The following is a 14,086-nucleotide window of genomic DNA, read 5'->3' on the forward strand; positions in this document are numbered from 1 at the left end:
TCAGGATGTCTAGGGGGACTGCATGGACGGTGTACCGCGGGTACCGGAGCAGCGGCGTCCCGGATCCCCGGCGGAACCGGAGGATTCGACGGCGCTGCGTTTCGGTGTGCTCGGACCCGTACGCGCCTGGCGCGGCGAGGAAGCGCTGGCCACCGGCTCCCCGCAGCAGCGCGCCCTGCTGGCCGCACTGCTGCTCCGCGAGGGCCGTACGGCCACGGCCGCCGAACTGATCGACGCCCTGTGGGGCGAGGAACCGCCGTCGCAGGCGCTGGCGGCGGTACGCACGTACGCGTCCCGGCTGCGCAAGGTCCTGGACCCCGGCGTCCTGGTGAGCGAGTCGGGCGGGTACGCCGTGCGGGGCCTGGCCGACGGTGCGCTGGACCTGGCCGCCGCCCAGGACCTGGCCGCCGAGGCGGAGAAGGCACGGACCGCCGGTGACCTGTGCCACGCCCGTGACGTGCTGCGCCGCGCGCTGGCGCTGTGGGACGGCGAGGTACTGGCCGGCGTCCCCGGCCCCTACGCGGAGGCGCAACGGGTCCGTCTGGAGGAGTGGCGGCTCCAACTCCTCGAAACACGCCTCGACATGGACCTGGAGCAGGGCTGCCACGCGGAGGCGGTCTCGGAACTGACGGCCCTCACGGCGGCGCACCCCCTGCGCGAACGCCTGCGCGAACTGCTGATGCTGGCCCTTTACCGCAGCGGACGCCAGGCCGAGGCCCTCGCCGTCTACGCCGACACGCGGCGCCTGCTCGCCGACGAACTGGGCGTCGACCCGCGCCCCGGCCTCCAGGAACTCCAGCAGCGCATCCTCCGGGCGGACCCCGGCCTCGCCGAGCCCACCGCACCGGCCGCGGAGACGACGACGGCCCCGGTCCGCCCGGCCCAGCTCCCCGCCTCGGTCTCGGATTTCACCGGCCGCGCGTCCTTCGTCCGCGAGCTGAGCCACGTACTGTCCTCCGCCTCCGGCGAGGGGGACGCGGGCCGCGTGATGGCGGTCTCCGCGCTGGCCGGCATCGGCGGCGTCGGCAAGACGACCCTCGCCGTGCACGTCGCCCACCAGGCCCGGGCCGCCTTCCCGGACGGGCAGCTGTACGTCGACCTCCAGGGCGCGGGCGCACGTGCGGTGGAACCGGAGACGGTACTGGGCTCCTTCCTGCGAGCCCTGGGTACGGCCGATTCGGCGGTCCCCGACTCCCTGGAGGAGCGGGCCGCCCTCTACCGCTCCGTCCTGGACGGCCGCCGCGTCCTCGTCCTCCTCGACAACGCCCGCGACGCCGCGCAGGTACGCCCGCTGCTGCCCGGCACGGAGGGCTGCGCGGCGCTGGTGACGTCACGGGTGCGGATGCTGGACCTCGCCGGGGCGCACCTGGTCGACCTGGACGTGATGTCCCCGGAGGAGGCGCTGGCCCTCTTCACGAAGATCGTGGGCGAGGAGCGGGTGGCCTCGGAGCGGGAGGCGGCGCTGGACGTGGTCGGGGCGTGCGGCTTCCTGCCGCTGGCGATCCGCATCGCGGCGTCACGGCTGGCCGCCCGGCGCACGTGGACGGTGTCGGTGCTGGCGGCCAAGCTGGCGGACGAGCGACGCCGCCTGGACGAACTCCAGGCCGGCGACCTGGCCGTCAAGGCCACCTTCGAACTGGGCTACGGCCAACTGGAACCGGCCCAGGCCCGCGCCTTCCGGCTGCTGGGGCTGGCGGACGGCCCGGACATCTCCCTCGCGGCGGCAGCGGCGGTACTGGACCTGCCGGAGGAGGACACGGAGGACCTGCTGGAGTCCCTGGTGGACACGTCGCTGCTGGAGTCGGCGGCACCGGGCCGGTACCGGTTCCACGACCTGGTGCGGCTGTACGCGCGTGCGTGCGCGGAACGGGACGAGCATCCGCCGAGCGAGCGGGGGGCCGCGCTGTCGCGGTTGCTGGACTTCTATCTGGCTACGGCGGCGGAGGTGTACGCGATCGAGCGGCCCGGGGACCGGCTGGTGGACGGCCTGGAGCCGACGGAGTACCCGGGGCTCACGTTCGACGACGGTTCGGCGGCGCTGGACTGGCTGTACAGCGAGGCGGCGCCGCTGCTCGCGTGCGTACGGCAGTGCGCCGGAACGACCAGGTTGCGGCGGGCGGTGGACCTGCTGTGGGCGGCCAAGGACCTGACGGAGTCCGGCGCCAACTCCCACCAGTACGAGACGACGGCACGCGCGATGTGCGACGCCACCCAGGACGCCGGGGACGCACGCGCGCAAGGCCGGGCCCGGACCACCCTCACCAACGTCCTTCTGGTCTCCGGCCGCATCCAGCAGGCCGCCGAACAGGCGGAGTCGGCCATGACGCTGGCGGAGTCCGCGCAGGACAGGACCGCCGTGAGCTGGGTCGCCAACGACCGGGGGCTCATCTCGCTGCACCAGGGCCGGTACGCGGACGGACGGACCTTCCTGGAGCAGGCCATCGACGGGTACCGGGCGGCCGACAACCGCGCCGGCGAAGCGCTCAGTCTGTGCAACCTCTCCCGCGCGCACCTGGGTATGGGCAACACCGAGAAGGCGGTGGCCATCGCGCACCGCGGACTGACCGCACACCTCGACATCGGCCGAACCATGCGTCTCGCCAACGGGCACTTCACGCTGGGCATCGCGCTGACCGCGGCCGGCCGCCACAGCGAGGCTCTCCAGCAGTTCTCCGACGCCCTGTGCATCTTCGAGGGACATCGGCAGCGCCTCTGGCAGGGGACGACCAACTTCCGTATCGCCGAGGTGCACTTGGCCGCCCGCCGTCCCGCGCAGGCGGCACAGCACTCGGAACAGGCACTGGCGCTGGGATGCATCGGTGGCGACCGTATGCGGGGAAACGTCCTGACGCTGCTGGGCCGCTCCCTCTCCGCACTCGGGCAGGCGGACCGGGCGAAGGCGTGCTGGCAGGAGGCCCTCAACCTGCTCCAGCAGTGCGGCGCACCACAGGCGGACGAGGTGAGGGCGCTCCTCTCGCCCGTGACGGCTGCCTGAACCAAGTCACCCCCGTGGGCGTGCGGGTGGGGCGTTCAGCATTCGTTTATCGCCCTCGGGCACTGTCGTTCTTGTCACACCGTCGCGTCGGGGGGCAGGCGGGGTGGCCCGGGAGCCCGGGAAGTATCGTGCGGCTCCGAACGCCCGTCCGGCGGCCCACGGGGGAGCTACCGGGCGGGCGTTGCTCACTCGCCGACACCGCAGCAAAGGACTGATGACATGAGCGACAAGAAGATGGACGCGGAGATCACTCCGCAGGACAACGCCATGCCCACGCCGCCGGCGAACGACGAGACCGTCACCACGCTCGACAACGCCATGCCCAGTGGGCCCGTCCAGGACACCGTCAGGACGATGGACAACGCCATGCCGTCCCCGCCCGCCCTGGACCTGGACCGCGACGGCAAGTAGACCCTTTCCCACACGGGGATCGGCCGCGGCGGCGCGGAGGGGAGCCGCCGCGGCCGACGTGTGTCCGCCGCGGCCGGTGTGCGCGGTCCGGACTCAGGTGGTGCGGGCCGTCCCCGTGCCCTTCTCCGCGTCCAGCGCGTACACGCAGCGGTCCTTGCTGCACGCGTACACGATGCCGTCGCGGACGACCGGGGAGCCGGTGATCTCGCCGCCGGTCGCCAGCTTCCAGCGGAGGCGGCCGTCGTCGGCCTTGAGGGTGTAGAGCAGGTGGTCGGTCGAGCCGAAGTGGATGCGGCCCTCGGCCACCGCCGGGGCGCCCACGATGTCGCCGCCCGCCTGGAAGCGCCACTTCGGGGTCCCCGTCACCGCGTCCAGGGTGTAGAGGCCCTTGCCGCTGCCCACGTGGACGTGGCCGGCGGCCACCAGGACCGGGTCGGTCGAGGAGCGGGCCTCGGTCGCGATGCGCCAGCGGTCGCGGCCGTCGGTGGCGTCGAGGGCGTAGACCGTGCCGAGGTAGTCGGCCAGGTAGACGCCGCCGCCGGTCACCGCGGGGCCCGGCACGAAGGTGGGCGGGGCGAGGAAGACCGCCGGGGCCTCGAAGTGCCAGCGGACGTGGCCGGTGGTGACCTCCAGGGCGAGGGCCCGGGTGCCGGCGGAGACGTAGACGTATCCGTCGGGTGCCTGGGTGACGCGGACCGGCACTCCGCCGCAGGAGGCGGCATCGCCGATCGGGTACGACCAGCGCTCGTCGCCGGTTCGGGCGTCCAGGGCGCGCAGCCGGGCGTCCTGCCAGACGTACACCGTGCCGTCGTGGAGGGCCGCGCCCGCCTCCGGGGACTCGAAGTCGGTCTGGGCGCCGGTGATCTCCCACAGCTTCTGGCCGCCCGAGGCCTCCCAGGCCTGCACGCCGCCGCCGCGGGTGGCGGTGACCACGGTGCCGCGGGACGCCTGCAGCGAGTACACCCAGGCGTCCGTCTGCAGGCGCCACAGGTCGGCGCCCTCGCGAGCGTCCAGGGCGAAGAGGGTCGGGCCGTCGGAGGCGTGGATACGGCCGTCCGCGACCGCCATCGACCAGGCGACGTCCCGGGTCTTGAAGCGGCGGCGCCCGGTGGCCACGTCCAGGGCGTGCACCTCGAAGGAGGTGACGTAGACGAGGTCCCCGGCGACGGACGGCGTGCCCCAGACGTCGTTGGACATGCGGAAGCGCCAGGGGCGCCAGCCCGCCGGTGACGCCTCGGGAGGCGCGGTGGGGGCGGGCGGGGCCGCCGCCGGTGCGGCGGGGTCGGCGCCGTTGACGCCGGGGCGCGGGCGGGACCAGGACGCGGCGAGGGCGGACTCCGGCGGGGGTGCCGCGACCGCCGCGGAGCGCATGTCGGCGACGCGCGGGCCGGGGCCGATGGGCACCGAGGCGCCGGCCAGCCGGACCGGGCCGGAGTCGGGGGCGCCGACGGGCGCGGGCACCGGCGGTCCGTGCACGGGCGGCGCCGGTACGACGGGGTCGTGGGAGGGCGGGGGCGGCAGCACGGGCGCGGGTACGGCGGGGCGGCCGCCGGCCGGGCCACCGCCGCGGCCGCCGGCCGTCGCGGCGGGCTTGACCGGGGGGCGCCCGTTGCGGCGGCCCTCGATCAGGCCCACCGCCCGCTCGGGCAGCCACGCCGACGCCGTACCGCTGTCGTCGGAGCCGGAGCCGAACAGGTGCGGGGCGAGCTGGGCCTGGAGGTCGGCGGGGTTGGGGCGGCCGGTCGCCTCCATCTGCATGCAGGACTCGATGAGCGGGCGCAGCTCGTCCGGGAGCCCTTCCAGGTCCGGGCCCTCGCGCAGCAGCATAAAGACCGTCTCGACCGGGTTGGCACCGTGGAAGGGCGGGTGTCCGGTGGCGGCGAAGACCAGCATGGAGCCGAGCGAGAACACGTCGCTCGCGCCGGTGACGCTGCGGGAGTCCTTCGCCTGCTCCGGGGACATGTAGGCGGGGGTGCCGACGGCGACGTTCGTCATCGTCAGACGGGTGTTCGAGACGCCGGACGCGATACCGAAGTCGATCACCCGGGGGCCGTCCTCGACGACGAGGACGTTGGAGGGCTTGAGGTCGCGGTGGACGAGTCCGGCGCCGTGGATCGACTGGAGCGCCTCCGCCACGCCCGCCGCCAGCCAGCGCACCGCCTGGGCCGGCAGCGGCCCGCACTCGTTCACTATCTCTTCGAGGGAGGGTGCGGGGACGTAGGCCGTCGCCAGCCACGGGACCGCCGCGCGCGGGTCGGCGTCGACGACCGCCGCCGTGTAGAAGCCGGAGACCGCGCGGGCCGCCTCCACCTCGCGCGTGAAGCGGACGCGGAACAGCTGGTCCTCCGCCAGCTCCGTCCGGACCGTCTTGATCGCCACGCGCCGACCGGACGCCGAGCGCGCGAGATAGACCAGCCCCATGCCGCCGGCGCCGAGCCGGCCCAGCACCTCGAACGGCCCGATCCGCCGCGGATCGTGCTGCGTCAGCTGATCCACCACTTGCCTGCCACCTCCCCGTACGGGCCGCGCCACCCACATATGCACGCGACCGAAGTGCAGCGTCTCACCACCGCACCTCCGTGGCGCCACGCACCCCGATTCTTCCTGTCCGAGGCGCTGGTGGCGAACCTGGGGACAATCGGGGTGTCTCGCCCGATCCCGGGCATAGGGTTACGGCCCCACGGACCCGTTCAGCGTTGCAGCAGCGCGAACGACGCCCCCTGGTCGTCCGAGACCACGGCCACCCCTCCGTACGACGTCTCGAACGGCGGGACCCGTACCCGCCCGCCGAGCCGGGCCACCGCACCGAGCGCGGCCTCGACGTCCCCGACCAGGAAGTGGACGAGGAAGTGCGACGGCATCTCGGCGGGGAAGACGGACGAGACCGGGGCGCGGCCGAAGTCGGGGGCGGCGTCCGGGCCGAAGAGGGCGTCGTGGAAGAGGTCGCCGTAGAAGGTGTTGGCGGCCTCGGTGTCCCGGGTGTACAGCTCGGTCCAGGTGAAGGTGCCCGGCTCGTGCCGGCGCCCGAAGCCGGGGTGGCCGGCCGGCTGCCAGAGGGCGAAGACGGCTCCGTCGGGATCGGCGGCGAGCGCGGTAATGCCCAGGCCGCCGACCGGGTGGGGCGGGGTCACGACCTGACCGCCGCCGGCCCGGATCCGCTCGGCCAGTGCCGCCGCGTCCGGGGTGTGGAAGTACACGGACCACACGGTGGGCATCCGGCCGTCCGTCTTGCGCACCAGCGCGGCGACGGGCTCGCCGTCCAGCCGCGCCCACACGGACCCGCCTGCCGCGTCCTCCCCCGGCTCCTCGAAGGTCCAGCCGAAGAGCTCGCCGTAGAAACGCTTGCCCGCCTCCACGTCGGAGAGCTGTGCGTCCACCCAGCAGGGGACGCCTTCCGGGTGTGCGGACACCTCGCCCGGGTCGCCGGACGTCCGCTTCGCTGATGCCCCGTTTTCGGCCATGCCGTCAAAGTAACCGCGTCACCCGCACCTCGCAGACCAGCCACACCAGCCTCTCTCCTGCCGCGCACCCCATTTGCAGTCGGCCGAATCGCGCTCAGATCACCCGTCGGTAAGCTGACGGCATGACAGGACAAGTGCGTACCGTCGACGGCCGCGTGGCCGGTCGACGTGGGCAGGCGACCCGGCAGAAACTGCTCGACTGCCTCAGCGAAATGCTCAGCTCCTCCCCCTATCGCGATGTCAAAGTCATCGATGTCGCCCGCAAGGCCGGCACGTCGCCCGCGACCTTCTACCAGTACTTCCCGGACGTCGAGGGCGCCGTCCTGGAGATCGCCGAGCAAATGGCCGCCGAGAGCACCGGGTTGGCCGAGCTGACGGCGGGCCGCTCCTGGGTTGGCAAGGCAGGCTGGCGGACGGCGCAGGAACTCGTCGACGGATTCCTGGAGTTCTGGCGCAAGAACGACGCGATTCTCCGGGTCGTCGACCTGGGCGCGGCGGAAGGCGACAAGAGGTTCTCCAAGATCCGGATGAAGATCCTGAACTCGGTGAACTCCTCCCTCGCGGACTCCGTCGCCGAACTGCAGGCCAAGGGCAAGGTCGACAAGGACGTGAACCCCGCGGCGATCTCCGGTTCGCTGGTCGTCATGCTCGCGGCCGCCGCGTCGCACCAGAAGGGATTCTCCTCCTGGGGCGTCAAGCAGGCCGAACTCAAGCCGAACCTGGCCCTGTTGATGTACCTGGGCGTCACCGGCAAGAAGCCCACCAAGTAGCAGTACGCCCGGCAGCCTGTCATCCGGGCCGCGCGCCGCGCTACGCCGGCAGCGGCCGGTCCTGCACCACGTGTTTCATCACCAGCGTCGACGTCAGCCGCTGCACCCCGGGCAGGGTGGCGAGCCGCCCGTCGTAGAGCCGCTGGTAGGCCGCCAGGTCGGCGGCGACCACGCGCAGCAGGTAGTCCGGCTCCCCGAACAGCCGCTGCGCCTCCACCACCTCCGCCACCTCGCTGACCGCCCGCTCGAACTCGGCGACCGTGTCCCGGTCCTCCTGCCGCATCGACACGAAGACCAGCGCCTCGAAGTGCAGCCCCACGGCGGCCGGGTCCACCACCGCCCGGTAGCCGCCGATCGCCCCCGACCGCTCCAGCTCACGCAGCCGCCGGTGACACGGTGAGACGCTCAGCCGCACCCGCGCGGCCAGCTCGGTCACGGTCAGCCGCCCGTCCAGCTGCAGCTCGGCAAGAATCTTCCGGTCCATGTCGTCCACGGGGCAGATTCTTCCACCACACGCCCTGACCGGGGAAAACTTCGGGAACACCTTCGGGACGTATGCGCCTAATCTTCCCGTCATGGACTCGGGACTCCTCATCTCCTTCCTCGCCCTGGACCTCCTGCTGGTGTGCGTGCCGGGCGCGGACTGGGCGTACGCCATCACGGCCGGGCTGCGCGACCGGTCGGTGACGTGGGCGGTGGGCGGCCTGGTCGCCGGGTACGCGCTGCACACCCTGCTGGCGGCGGCCGGGCTGGCGGTGCTGGTGGCCGGGTCGCCGGGCCTGCTCACGGCGCTGACGGTGGCGGGGGCGGCGTACCTGGTGTGGCTGGGGTGGTCGGTGCTGCGCCGGCCCGGCACTCCGGGGGCGGCCGCGCGGGACGACCAGGCCGCCGCGCGGGGCGGCTCCCGCGCCCGGGTGTTCCTGCGCGGCGCCACGATCAGCGGGCTCAACCCCAAGGGCCTGCTGCTCTACCTGTCCGTGCTGCCGCAGTTCCTGGTCACCCGGGGTGCGCACCTGCCGGTGCCCGTGCAGACTGTCGTCCTGGGACTGCTGCACATGGCGTGCTGTGCCGCCGTCTACCTCACGGTCGGTCTCGCCGCCCGTGCCGTCCTGGGCGCGCGCCCGGCCGCGGCCCGCGCGGTCACCCGTACGTCGGGCGCCGCGATGCTGGGCATCGGGGCCTTCCTGTTGGTGCAGCGGCTGGCGTTGTCCTGACGGGAACAGCCCTGTGACCGGCCGGTGTTGCAGAAGGTACCGACGTCCGCACCCGCTGGAGGAGACCGGAATGGCCCTGACCCGCGAAGAGCGTGAGAAGTTCCTGGCCGAGCCCCACGTCGCGGCGCTCGCGGTCGACGCGGGAGCCGGCCGCGCCCCGCTGACCGTGCCGATCTGGTACCAGTACGAGCCCGGCGGCGACGTGTGGATCATGACCGGGCTCGACAGCCGCAAGAACAAGCTGATCAAGGCGGCGGGCCGATTCTCCCTGATGGTCGACCGGCTGGAGCCCACCATCCGGTACGTGTCGGTGGAGGGGCCGGTCGTCGAGACGGTCGCCGCCACCGAGGAGGGCCTGCGGGAGATCTCCGCCCGCTACCTCCCGGCCGAGAAGGTCGACGGCTACGTCGCCTTCGCCTCCGCGAGCCACGGCGAGCAGGTCATCGTCCGCATGCGGCCCGAGCGCTGGGTCTCCTCCGACCTCGGGTCGGTGTGAACCAGGGTCTGGCGCCCGTGACAATCGGGGCATGGGAACCGATCTTCACGAGTCGCTGAGGTCGCTGCGGGTGTGGGATCCCGCGGTCACCGAACTGCCGCCCTTCGACCCGGCCACCGCGCCCGGCGACCCCCTGCCCCTGTTCACGGCGTGGTTCGCCGATGCGGTGGCGGCCGGTCAGACCGAGCCGCACACCGTGTCGCTGGCGACGGCGGACGCGGAGGGCCTGCCGGACGTACGCGTCGTGATGCTGCACGGTGCGGACGCGGACGGCTGGTCCTTCGCCACGCACGCCGGCAGCCGCAAGGGCCGCCACCTCACCGCCCGCCCGTACGCCGCGCTCGTCTTCTACTGGCCGGTGCTGGGCCGCCAGGTGCGCCTGCGCGGCCCGGTCGCCGTCGCCCCGGCCGAGGAGGCGCGGGCCGACCTGCACGCGCGGTCGACCGGCGCCCTGGCCGCCGCCCTCACCGGACGGCAGAGCGCGGACCTGGACTCGCCGGACGAGTTGGCCCGCGCCTCCGAGGCGGCCTGGGAGCGGGCCGGCCGGGAGCCGGACGCGCCCGTCCCGTCCTGGACGCTGTACCGGCTGCTCCCCGACGAGGTGGAGTTCTTCCAGGGGGACGCCCGCCGCCGCCACGTACGGCTGGCCTACCGGCGGACGGAGGAAGGCGGCTGGGGCACGCGGCTGCTGTGGCCGTGAGCGACGGTCACCGGCCGGCGGGCGCCGCGGGCGCCTCGGGCTCTGGGTCCGTCGCCAGCCGCGCGTGCAGATGCGCGTCGCGGAACGTGTCGTGCCGGCCGGCCTCGAACATCGCCCCGCGCATCGTGCCCTCGTAGGCGTACCCGCAGCGTTCGGCGATCCGGCAGGAGGCGTCGTGGCCCACCGCGTGCCCCAGTTCCAGGCGGTACAGGCCGAGTTCCGCGAAGGCCCAGCGCGAGGCGAGGAGGAGGGCGCGGGTGGCGACGCCCCGGCCGCGGGCCTCGGGGAGCACCCAGTAGCCGACCCGGGCCAGCTTCAGCGGCAGGTTGATCTCGTTGACGCCGATGTGGCCCAGCACCGTACCGCTCTCCTCGTCCGTGATCCGGAACGACGCGGATCTGCCCTGCCCGGCGTCCCGGGCGCGTGCGCGCAGCGCTTCACGGGCGCCGCCGAGGTCCGTCCACAGCCTGAGCGGCGTGTTCCAGCGCTGGAACTCGGGGTCCAGGCAGCCGCGCAGCCACGTCTCGGCGTCGGCGTCGGACCCGGCGTCCCAGGACCGGAGGTGGAGGCCGTGTCCGCGCGGCTCGGTGAGGGAGGGGGCGAGGGTCTGCATGCGTGTGTGGGCCATCGAGCCATTCAATCCGACCGCCGGCGGCGGTCGTGACCGATCCGCAACCGATTCCGCTCTTGACCGAGACCCATCAAGCGAGAGCGTGATTACGCTCGCGGCATGGCCGACTCCACAGCGTCCGCTGAACCGCAGCCCGCCCACCCCGCGGACCGCCCCGTGTACGTCATAGGCGCCGGTCCCGGCGGCCTCGCCGTCGCCCACGCGCTGCGCGCGCGGGGTCTGCGGGCCGTCGTCCTGGAGCGGGCCGACCACGTCGGCGCCTCCTGGCGGCGCCACTACGACCGGCTGCGCCTGCACACCACCCGCCGCCTCTCGGCGCTGCCCGGTCTGCCGATACCGCGCCGCTTCGGCCGGTGGGTGGCCCGGGACGACATGGTGCGGTACCTGGAGAAGTACGCCGAACACCACAAGCTGGAGATCGTCACCGGCGTCGAGGTCTTCCGCGTCGAGCGCGCGCCCGACGGCGCCGGCTGGCTGCTGCACGCCTCGGGCGGCCGTGAGCTGACCGGCGCCGCGGTCGTGGTCGCCACCGGCTACAACCACACCCCGCGCCTGCCGGACTGGCCCGGCCGTGACACCTACACCGGCGAGTTCCGGCACGCCGCCGAGTACCGGAACGCGGCCGCGTACGCCGGCCGTGACGTCCTGGTCGTCGGCGTCGGCAACACCGGCGCCGAGATCGCCGTGGACCTGGTGGAGGGCGGGGCCGCCCGGGTCCGGCTGTCCGTGCGCACCGCGCCCCACATCGTCCGCCGCTCCATCGCCGGCTGGCCCGCCCAGTACAGCGGCGTCCTCGTACGGCGGCTGCCGACCCGCCTCGTGGACCGGCTCGCCCGGCCGCTGGCCAGGATCAGCACGCCCGATCTGTCGGCGCACGGGCTGCCCCGCCCGGACACCGGCCTCCTCACCCGGGTCGCCGAGGGCGCCGTCCCGGTGCAGGACGTCGGCCTGATCGACGCGGTGCGCGGCGGCCGGGTGGAGGTCGTGGCCGCCGTGGACGGCTTCGAGGGCGGCAAGGCGGTCCTCGCCGACGGCACCCGCGTCGCACCGGACGCGGTGATCGCGGCCACCGGCTATCTGCGGGGCCTGGAGGGGCTGGTCGGCCACCTCGGCGTGCTCGACGCACACGGCAGACCGGTCGTGCGCGGCGCCCACACCCCGGCCGAGGCCCCCGGCCTGTACTTCACCGGCTTCACCAACCCGGTCAGCGGCATGCTCCGCGAGCTGGCGACGGACGCGGTGCGGATCGCGAGGGCGGTGGCGAAGAAGGACGGGGGCCGGGTCTCGCGGCTGCCTGGCTGAGGGGCGGCCGGGCTGGGCGGCCGGGCTGGGCGGCCGGTACGCGGTTCAGGCCCGGGTCAGGATGCGCAGGTCCCCGGCGTCCGGGTCGCCGAACAGCACGAACAGCTCGGGTTCCCGCTCGGTGCCGCCGATCGTCCAGTACGTCTCCTGCCCGCATCCGCCGTCGGGGCGCAGGAGGACGCCGTCGCGGTGCGGCAGGTGGAGGCGGCCGTCCCGGTCGAGCGTCCACGTACCGGTGCCGTCGCACACGGTGAAGTCGCCGGCTCCGCCGTCCGCACGGGTGGCCGGCAGCTGGGCCAGCTCGGCCCGGCCGTCCGCGCGCAGCACCAGTACCGCCCCGTCGTGGCCGCGCCACTTCCCGGCGAGCCGGCCGGCGGAGAGCGCCGGGGGCTCGTAGTCGCCGACAAGGACGCTCCCGGACACGCCGACGACGACGAGCAGGGCCACCGACACGCCCGCCGAGCGGAACCAGACGCCCCAACGCCCCCACTTCCGCCCGCGCAGGCGGGCGAGGCCGAGCACGGGCAGTACGCCGAAGCCCGCGAACCACGGGAGGGTGGCGGTGACGGACCATCCCCACAGCACGGCACCCAACACGGACCAGCCCGTCCCGACCAGCACGGACATCACCAGGTGCCAGAGCCACTCGGGGCCGCCGGAACAGCGCGGTCGCAGGCGCGCCAGGACGGCGGCGGGCATGATCTGCGCGGTCGCGTGGAGTACGCCGAGGAACGGGAGGATCAGCGGCGCGACCAACAGCACGCACGCGATGGCGAACGAGCCGCTGTGGCCGCGGCCGTAGTCGTCACCTCCCGCCACCACGGCGAACCACCACACCAGCCACGCCGCCGGCGACTGCCCCGCGCACAGCGCCGCCGCCCGGTTCCACTCGTCGTTCGGCCAGGTCGGCCCCGCCGTGCCCCTCCCCATGCGGGGCAGCCTACGGTCCGGTCACGACAGGGCGGTCACCGGTACCGGGCGCCGTCGGATCACCAGTGCCATCAGCGCCGCCGCCGCGCACAGGGCGCCGGAGGCGACCCAGACCACGTCGTAGGAGCCGAAGGCGTCGCGGGCGACGCCGCCGAGGAAGGCGACGAGGGCGGCACCGACCTGGTGGGAGGCGAGGACCCAGCCGAAGACGATCGCGCTGTCGTCGCCGTAGTGCTCGCGGCACAGGGCGAGGGTGGGCGGGACGGTGGCGACCCAGTCGAGGCCGTAGAAGACGATGAAGAAGATCATCGGGGGGTGGACGCTGGGTGCGAGAAGAAGGGGGAGGAAGAGGAGGGAGACGCCGCGCAGGGCGTAGTAGACGGCGAGCAGGCGGCGCGGTTCGAAGCGGTCGGTGAACCAGCCGGAGGCGATCGTGCCGACCACGTCGAACACGCCGATCACGGCGAGCAACGACGCGGCGGTCGTCAGCGGCATGCGGTGGTCGTGGGCGGCGGGGATGAAGTGGGTCTGGATCAGGCCGTTGGTCGAGGCGCCGCAGATCGCGAAGGTGCCGGCCAGCAGCCAGAACGGGCCCGTGCGGGCGGCGGAGAAGAGGACCCCCAGCGCGCGGCGGGCGGCGCCGGGCACGGGGGCGGGCTTGGGCACGAACTCCTCGGCGCCGTAGGGCTTCTGGCCCACGTCCGCCGGGTGGTCGCGCAGCAGGAGCCAGACGAAGGGTACGACGGTGAGGGCGGCCAGGGCGACGGTGACGGCCGCGGGGCGCCAGTCGTACGTCTCGACGATCCAGGACAGCAGCGGCAGGAAGATCAACTGCCCGGAGGCCGAGGCGGCGGTGAGGACGCCGGTGACCAGGCCGCGCCGCTCGGTGAACCAGCGGTTGGTGACGGTGGCCGCGAAGGCCAGCGCCATCGAGCCGGAGCCGAGGCCGACCAGCAGGCCCCAGCAGAGGATCAGTTGCCAGGCGGAGTCCATCCACACCGTCGCGCCCGAGCCCAGCGCGATGACGATCAGGGCGACGGCGACCACGCGCCGGATGCCGAAGCGGTCCATCAGCGCCGCGGCGAAGGGGGCGGTCAGCCCGTAGAGCGCGAGGTTGACGGAGACGGCGGCGCCGATCGTGCCGCGCGACCAGCCGAACTCGTGGTAAAACTTTGG

The 14,086-nt window shown here is 73.8% G+C and carries 12 protein-coding genes and 1 pseudogene; 7 read left to right on the forward strand and 6 right to left on the reverse strand.

The window, feature by feature from the left end:
* Positions 1 to 22 precede the first annotated feature (22 nt).
* Positions 23 to 2,995, forward strand: coding sequence for a BTAD domain-containing putative transcriptional regulator (locus tag ACFW48_RS08135; RefSeq protein WP_386311527.1), 2,973 nt, complete (start codon positions 23 to 25; stop codon positions 2,993 to 2,995).
* 219 nt (positions 2,996 to 3,214) lie between these two features.
* Entirely contained in the window at positions 3,215 to 3,406 is a 192-nt protein-coding gene (locus ACFW48_RS08140) for a hypothetical protein (protein WP_386311529.1), read from the forward strand.
* A 93-nt stretch (positions 3,407 to 3,499) separates the two neighbouring features.
* On the opposite strand, the gene ACFW48_RS08145 is transcribed toward ACFW48_RS08140, so the two are convergent.
* Positions 3,500 to 5,905, reverse strand: a complete 2,406-nt coding sequence (locus ACFW48_RS08145; protein ID WP_386311531.1) for a PQQ-binding-like beta-propeller repeat protein — start codon at positions 5,903 to 5,905, stop codon at positions 3,500 to 3,502.
* A gap of 191 nt (positions 5,906 to 6,096) precedes the next feature.
* Entirely contained in the window at positions 6,097 to 6,867 is a 771-nt protein-coding gene (locus tag ACFW48_RS08150; RefSeq protein ID WP_386311533.1) for a VOC family protein, read from the reverse strand.
* A gap of 134 nt (positions 6,868 to 7,001) precedes the next feature.
* On the opposite strand from ACFW48_RS08150, the gene ACFW48_RS08155 reads away from it, so the two are divergent.
* Entirely contained in the window at positions 7,002 to 7,637 is a 636-nt protein-coding gene (locus ACFW48_RS08155; protein ID WP_386312075.1) for a TetR family transcriptional regulator, read from the forward strand.
* Between the two features lie 40 nt (positions 7,638 to 7,677).
* Here the strand turns inward: ACFW48_RS08155 and ACFW48_RS08160 are convergent, their stop codons facing one another.
* A complete protein-coding gene (locus ACFW48_RS08160; RefSeq protein WP_386311535.1) occupies positions 7,678 to 8,130 on the reverse strand; it encodes an Lrp/AsnC family transcriptional regulator in 453 nt (150 codons plus the stop codon).
* An 82-nt stretch (positions 8,131 to 8,212) separates the two neighbouring features.
* Between ACFW48_RS08160 and ACFW48_RS08165 the strand changes: the two genes are divergently transcribed.
* The 3 genes from ACFW48_RS08165 to ACFW48_RS08175 all read left to right on the forward strand — a co-directional run bounded on the left by ACFW48_RS08165 (position 8,213) and on the right by ACFW48_RS08175 (position 10,047).
* Positions 8,213 to 8,851, forward strand: coding sequence for a LysE family translocator (locus ACFW48_RS08165; RefSeq protein WP_386311537.1), 639 nt, complete (start codon positions 8,213 to 8,215; stop codon positions 8,849 to 8,851).
* A 70-nt stretch (positions 8,852 to 8,921) separates the two neighbouring features.
* The gene (locus ACFW48_RS08170) at positions 8,922 to 9,347 is read left to right on the forward strand and encodes a pyridoxamine 5'-phosphate oxidase family protein (protein ID WP_386311539.1); all 426 of its coding nucleotides are present in this window, start codon (positions 8,922 to 8,924) and stop codon (positions 9,345 to 9,347) included.
* A 31-nt stretch (positions 9,348 to 9,378) separates the two neighbouring features.
* Positions 9,379 to 10,047 (forward strand): pyridoxal 5'-phosphate synthase, encoded by a 669-nt coding sequence (locus ACFW48_RS08175; protein WP_386311541.1) that lies wholly within the window; start codon positions 9,379 to 9,381, stop codon positions 10,045 to 10,047.
* A gap of 7 nt (positions 10,048 to 10,054) precedes the next feature.
* On the opposite strand, the gene ACFW48_RS08180 is transcribed toward ACFW48_RS08175, so the two are convergent.
* Positions 10,055 to 10,675 (reverse strand): GNAT family N-acetyltransferase, encoded by a 621-nt coding sequence (locus ACFW48_RS08180; protein ID WP_386311543.1) that lies wholly within the window; start codon positions 10,673 to 10,675, stop codon positions 10,055 to 10,057.
* Positions 10,676 to 10,777: 102 nt separating this feature from the next.
* On the opposite strand from ACFW48_RS08180, the gene ACFW48_RS08185 reads away from it, so the two are divergent.
* A complete protein-coding gene (locus tag ACFW48_RS08185) occupies positions 10,778 to 11,980 on the forward strand; it encodes a flavin-containing monooxygenase (RefSeq protein WP_386311545.1) in 1,203 nt (400 codons plus the stop codon).
* 45 nt (positions 11,981 to 12,025) lie between these two features.
* On the opposite strand, the gene ACFW48_RS08190 is transcribed toward ACFW48_RS08185, so the two are convergent.
* On the reverse strand, positions 12,026 to 12,910 hold the full coding sequence (locus ACFW48_RS08190) for a hypothetical protein (protein WP_386311546.1): 885 nt from the start codon (positions 12,908 to 12,910) through the stop codon (positions 12,026 to 12,028).
* Between the two features lie 21 nt (positions 12,911 to 12,931).
* Positions 12,932 to 14,077: pseudogene (locus tag ACFW48_RS08195) on the reverse strand (MFS transporter); the annotation flags it as partial.
* Between the last annotated feature and the right edge of the window lie 9 nt (positions 14,078 to 14,086).

This window comes from Streptomyces sp. NPDC058812 (assembly GCF_042744565.1).
GTDB lineage: Bacteria > Actinomycetota > Actinomycetes > Streptomycetales > Streptomycetaceae > Streptomyces > Streptomyces thinghirensis.

Coding starts and splice junctions, on each gene's coding strand:
- ACFW48_RS08135 (WP_386311527.1), top strand. CDS start 23: ATGGACGGTGTACCGCGGGTACCGGAGCAGCGGCGTCCCGGATCCCCG.
- ACFW48_RS08140 (WP_386311529.1), top strand. CDS start 3,215: ATGAGCGACAAGAAGATGGACGCGGAGATCACTCCGCAGGACAACGCC.
- ACFW48_RS08150 (WP_386311533.1), bottom strand. CDS start 6,867: ATGGCCGAAAACGGGGCATCAGCGAAGCGGACGTCCGGCGACCCGGGC.
- ACFW48_RS08165 (WP_386311537.1), top strand. CDS start 8,213: ATGGACTCGGGACTCCTCATCTCCTTCCTCGCCCTGGACCTCCTGCTG.
- ACFW48_RS08170 (WP_386311539.1), top strand. CDS start 8,922: ATGGCCCTGACCCGCGAAGAGCGTGAGAAGTTCCTGGCCGAGCCCCAC.
- ACFW48_RS08175 (WP_386311541.1), top strand. CDS start 9,379: ATGGGAACCGATCTTCACGAGTCGCTGAGGTCGCTGCGGGTGTGGGAT.
- ACFW48_RS08180 (WP_386311543.1), bottom strand. CDS start 10,675: ATGGCCCACACACGCATGCAGACCCTCGCCCCCTCCCTCACCGAGCCG.
- ACFW48_RS08185 (WP_386311545.1), top strand. CDS start 10,778: ATGGCCGACTCCACAGCGTCCGCTGAACCGCAGCCCGCCCACCCCGCG.
- ACFW48_RS08190 (WP_386311546.1), bottom strand. CDS start 12,910: ATGGGGAGGGGCACGGCGGGGCCGACCTGGCCGAACGACGAGTGGAAC.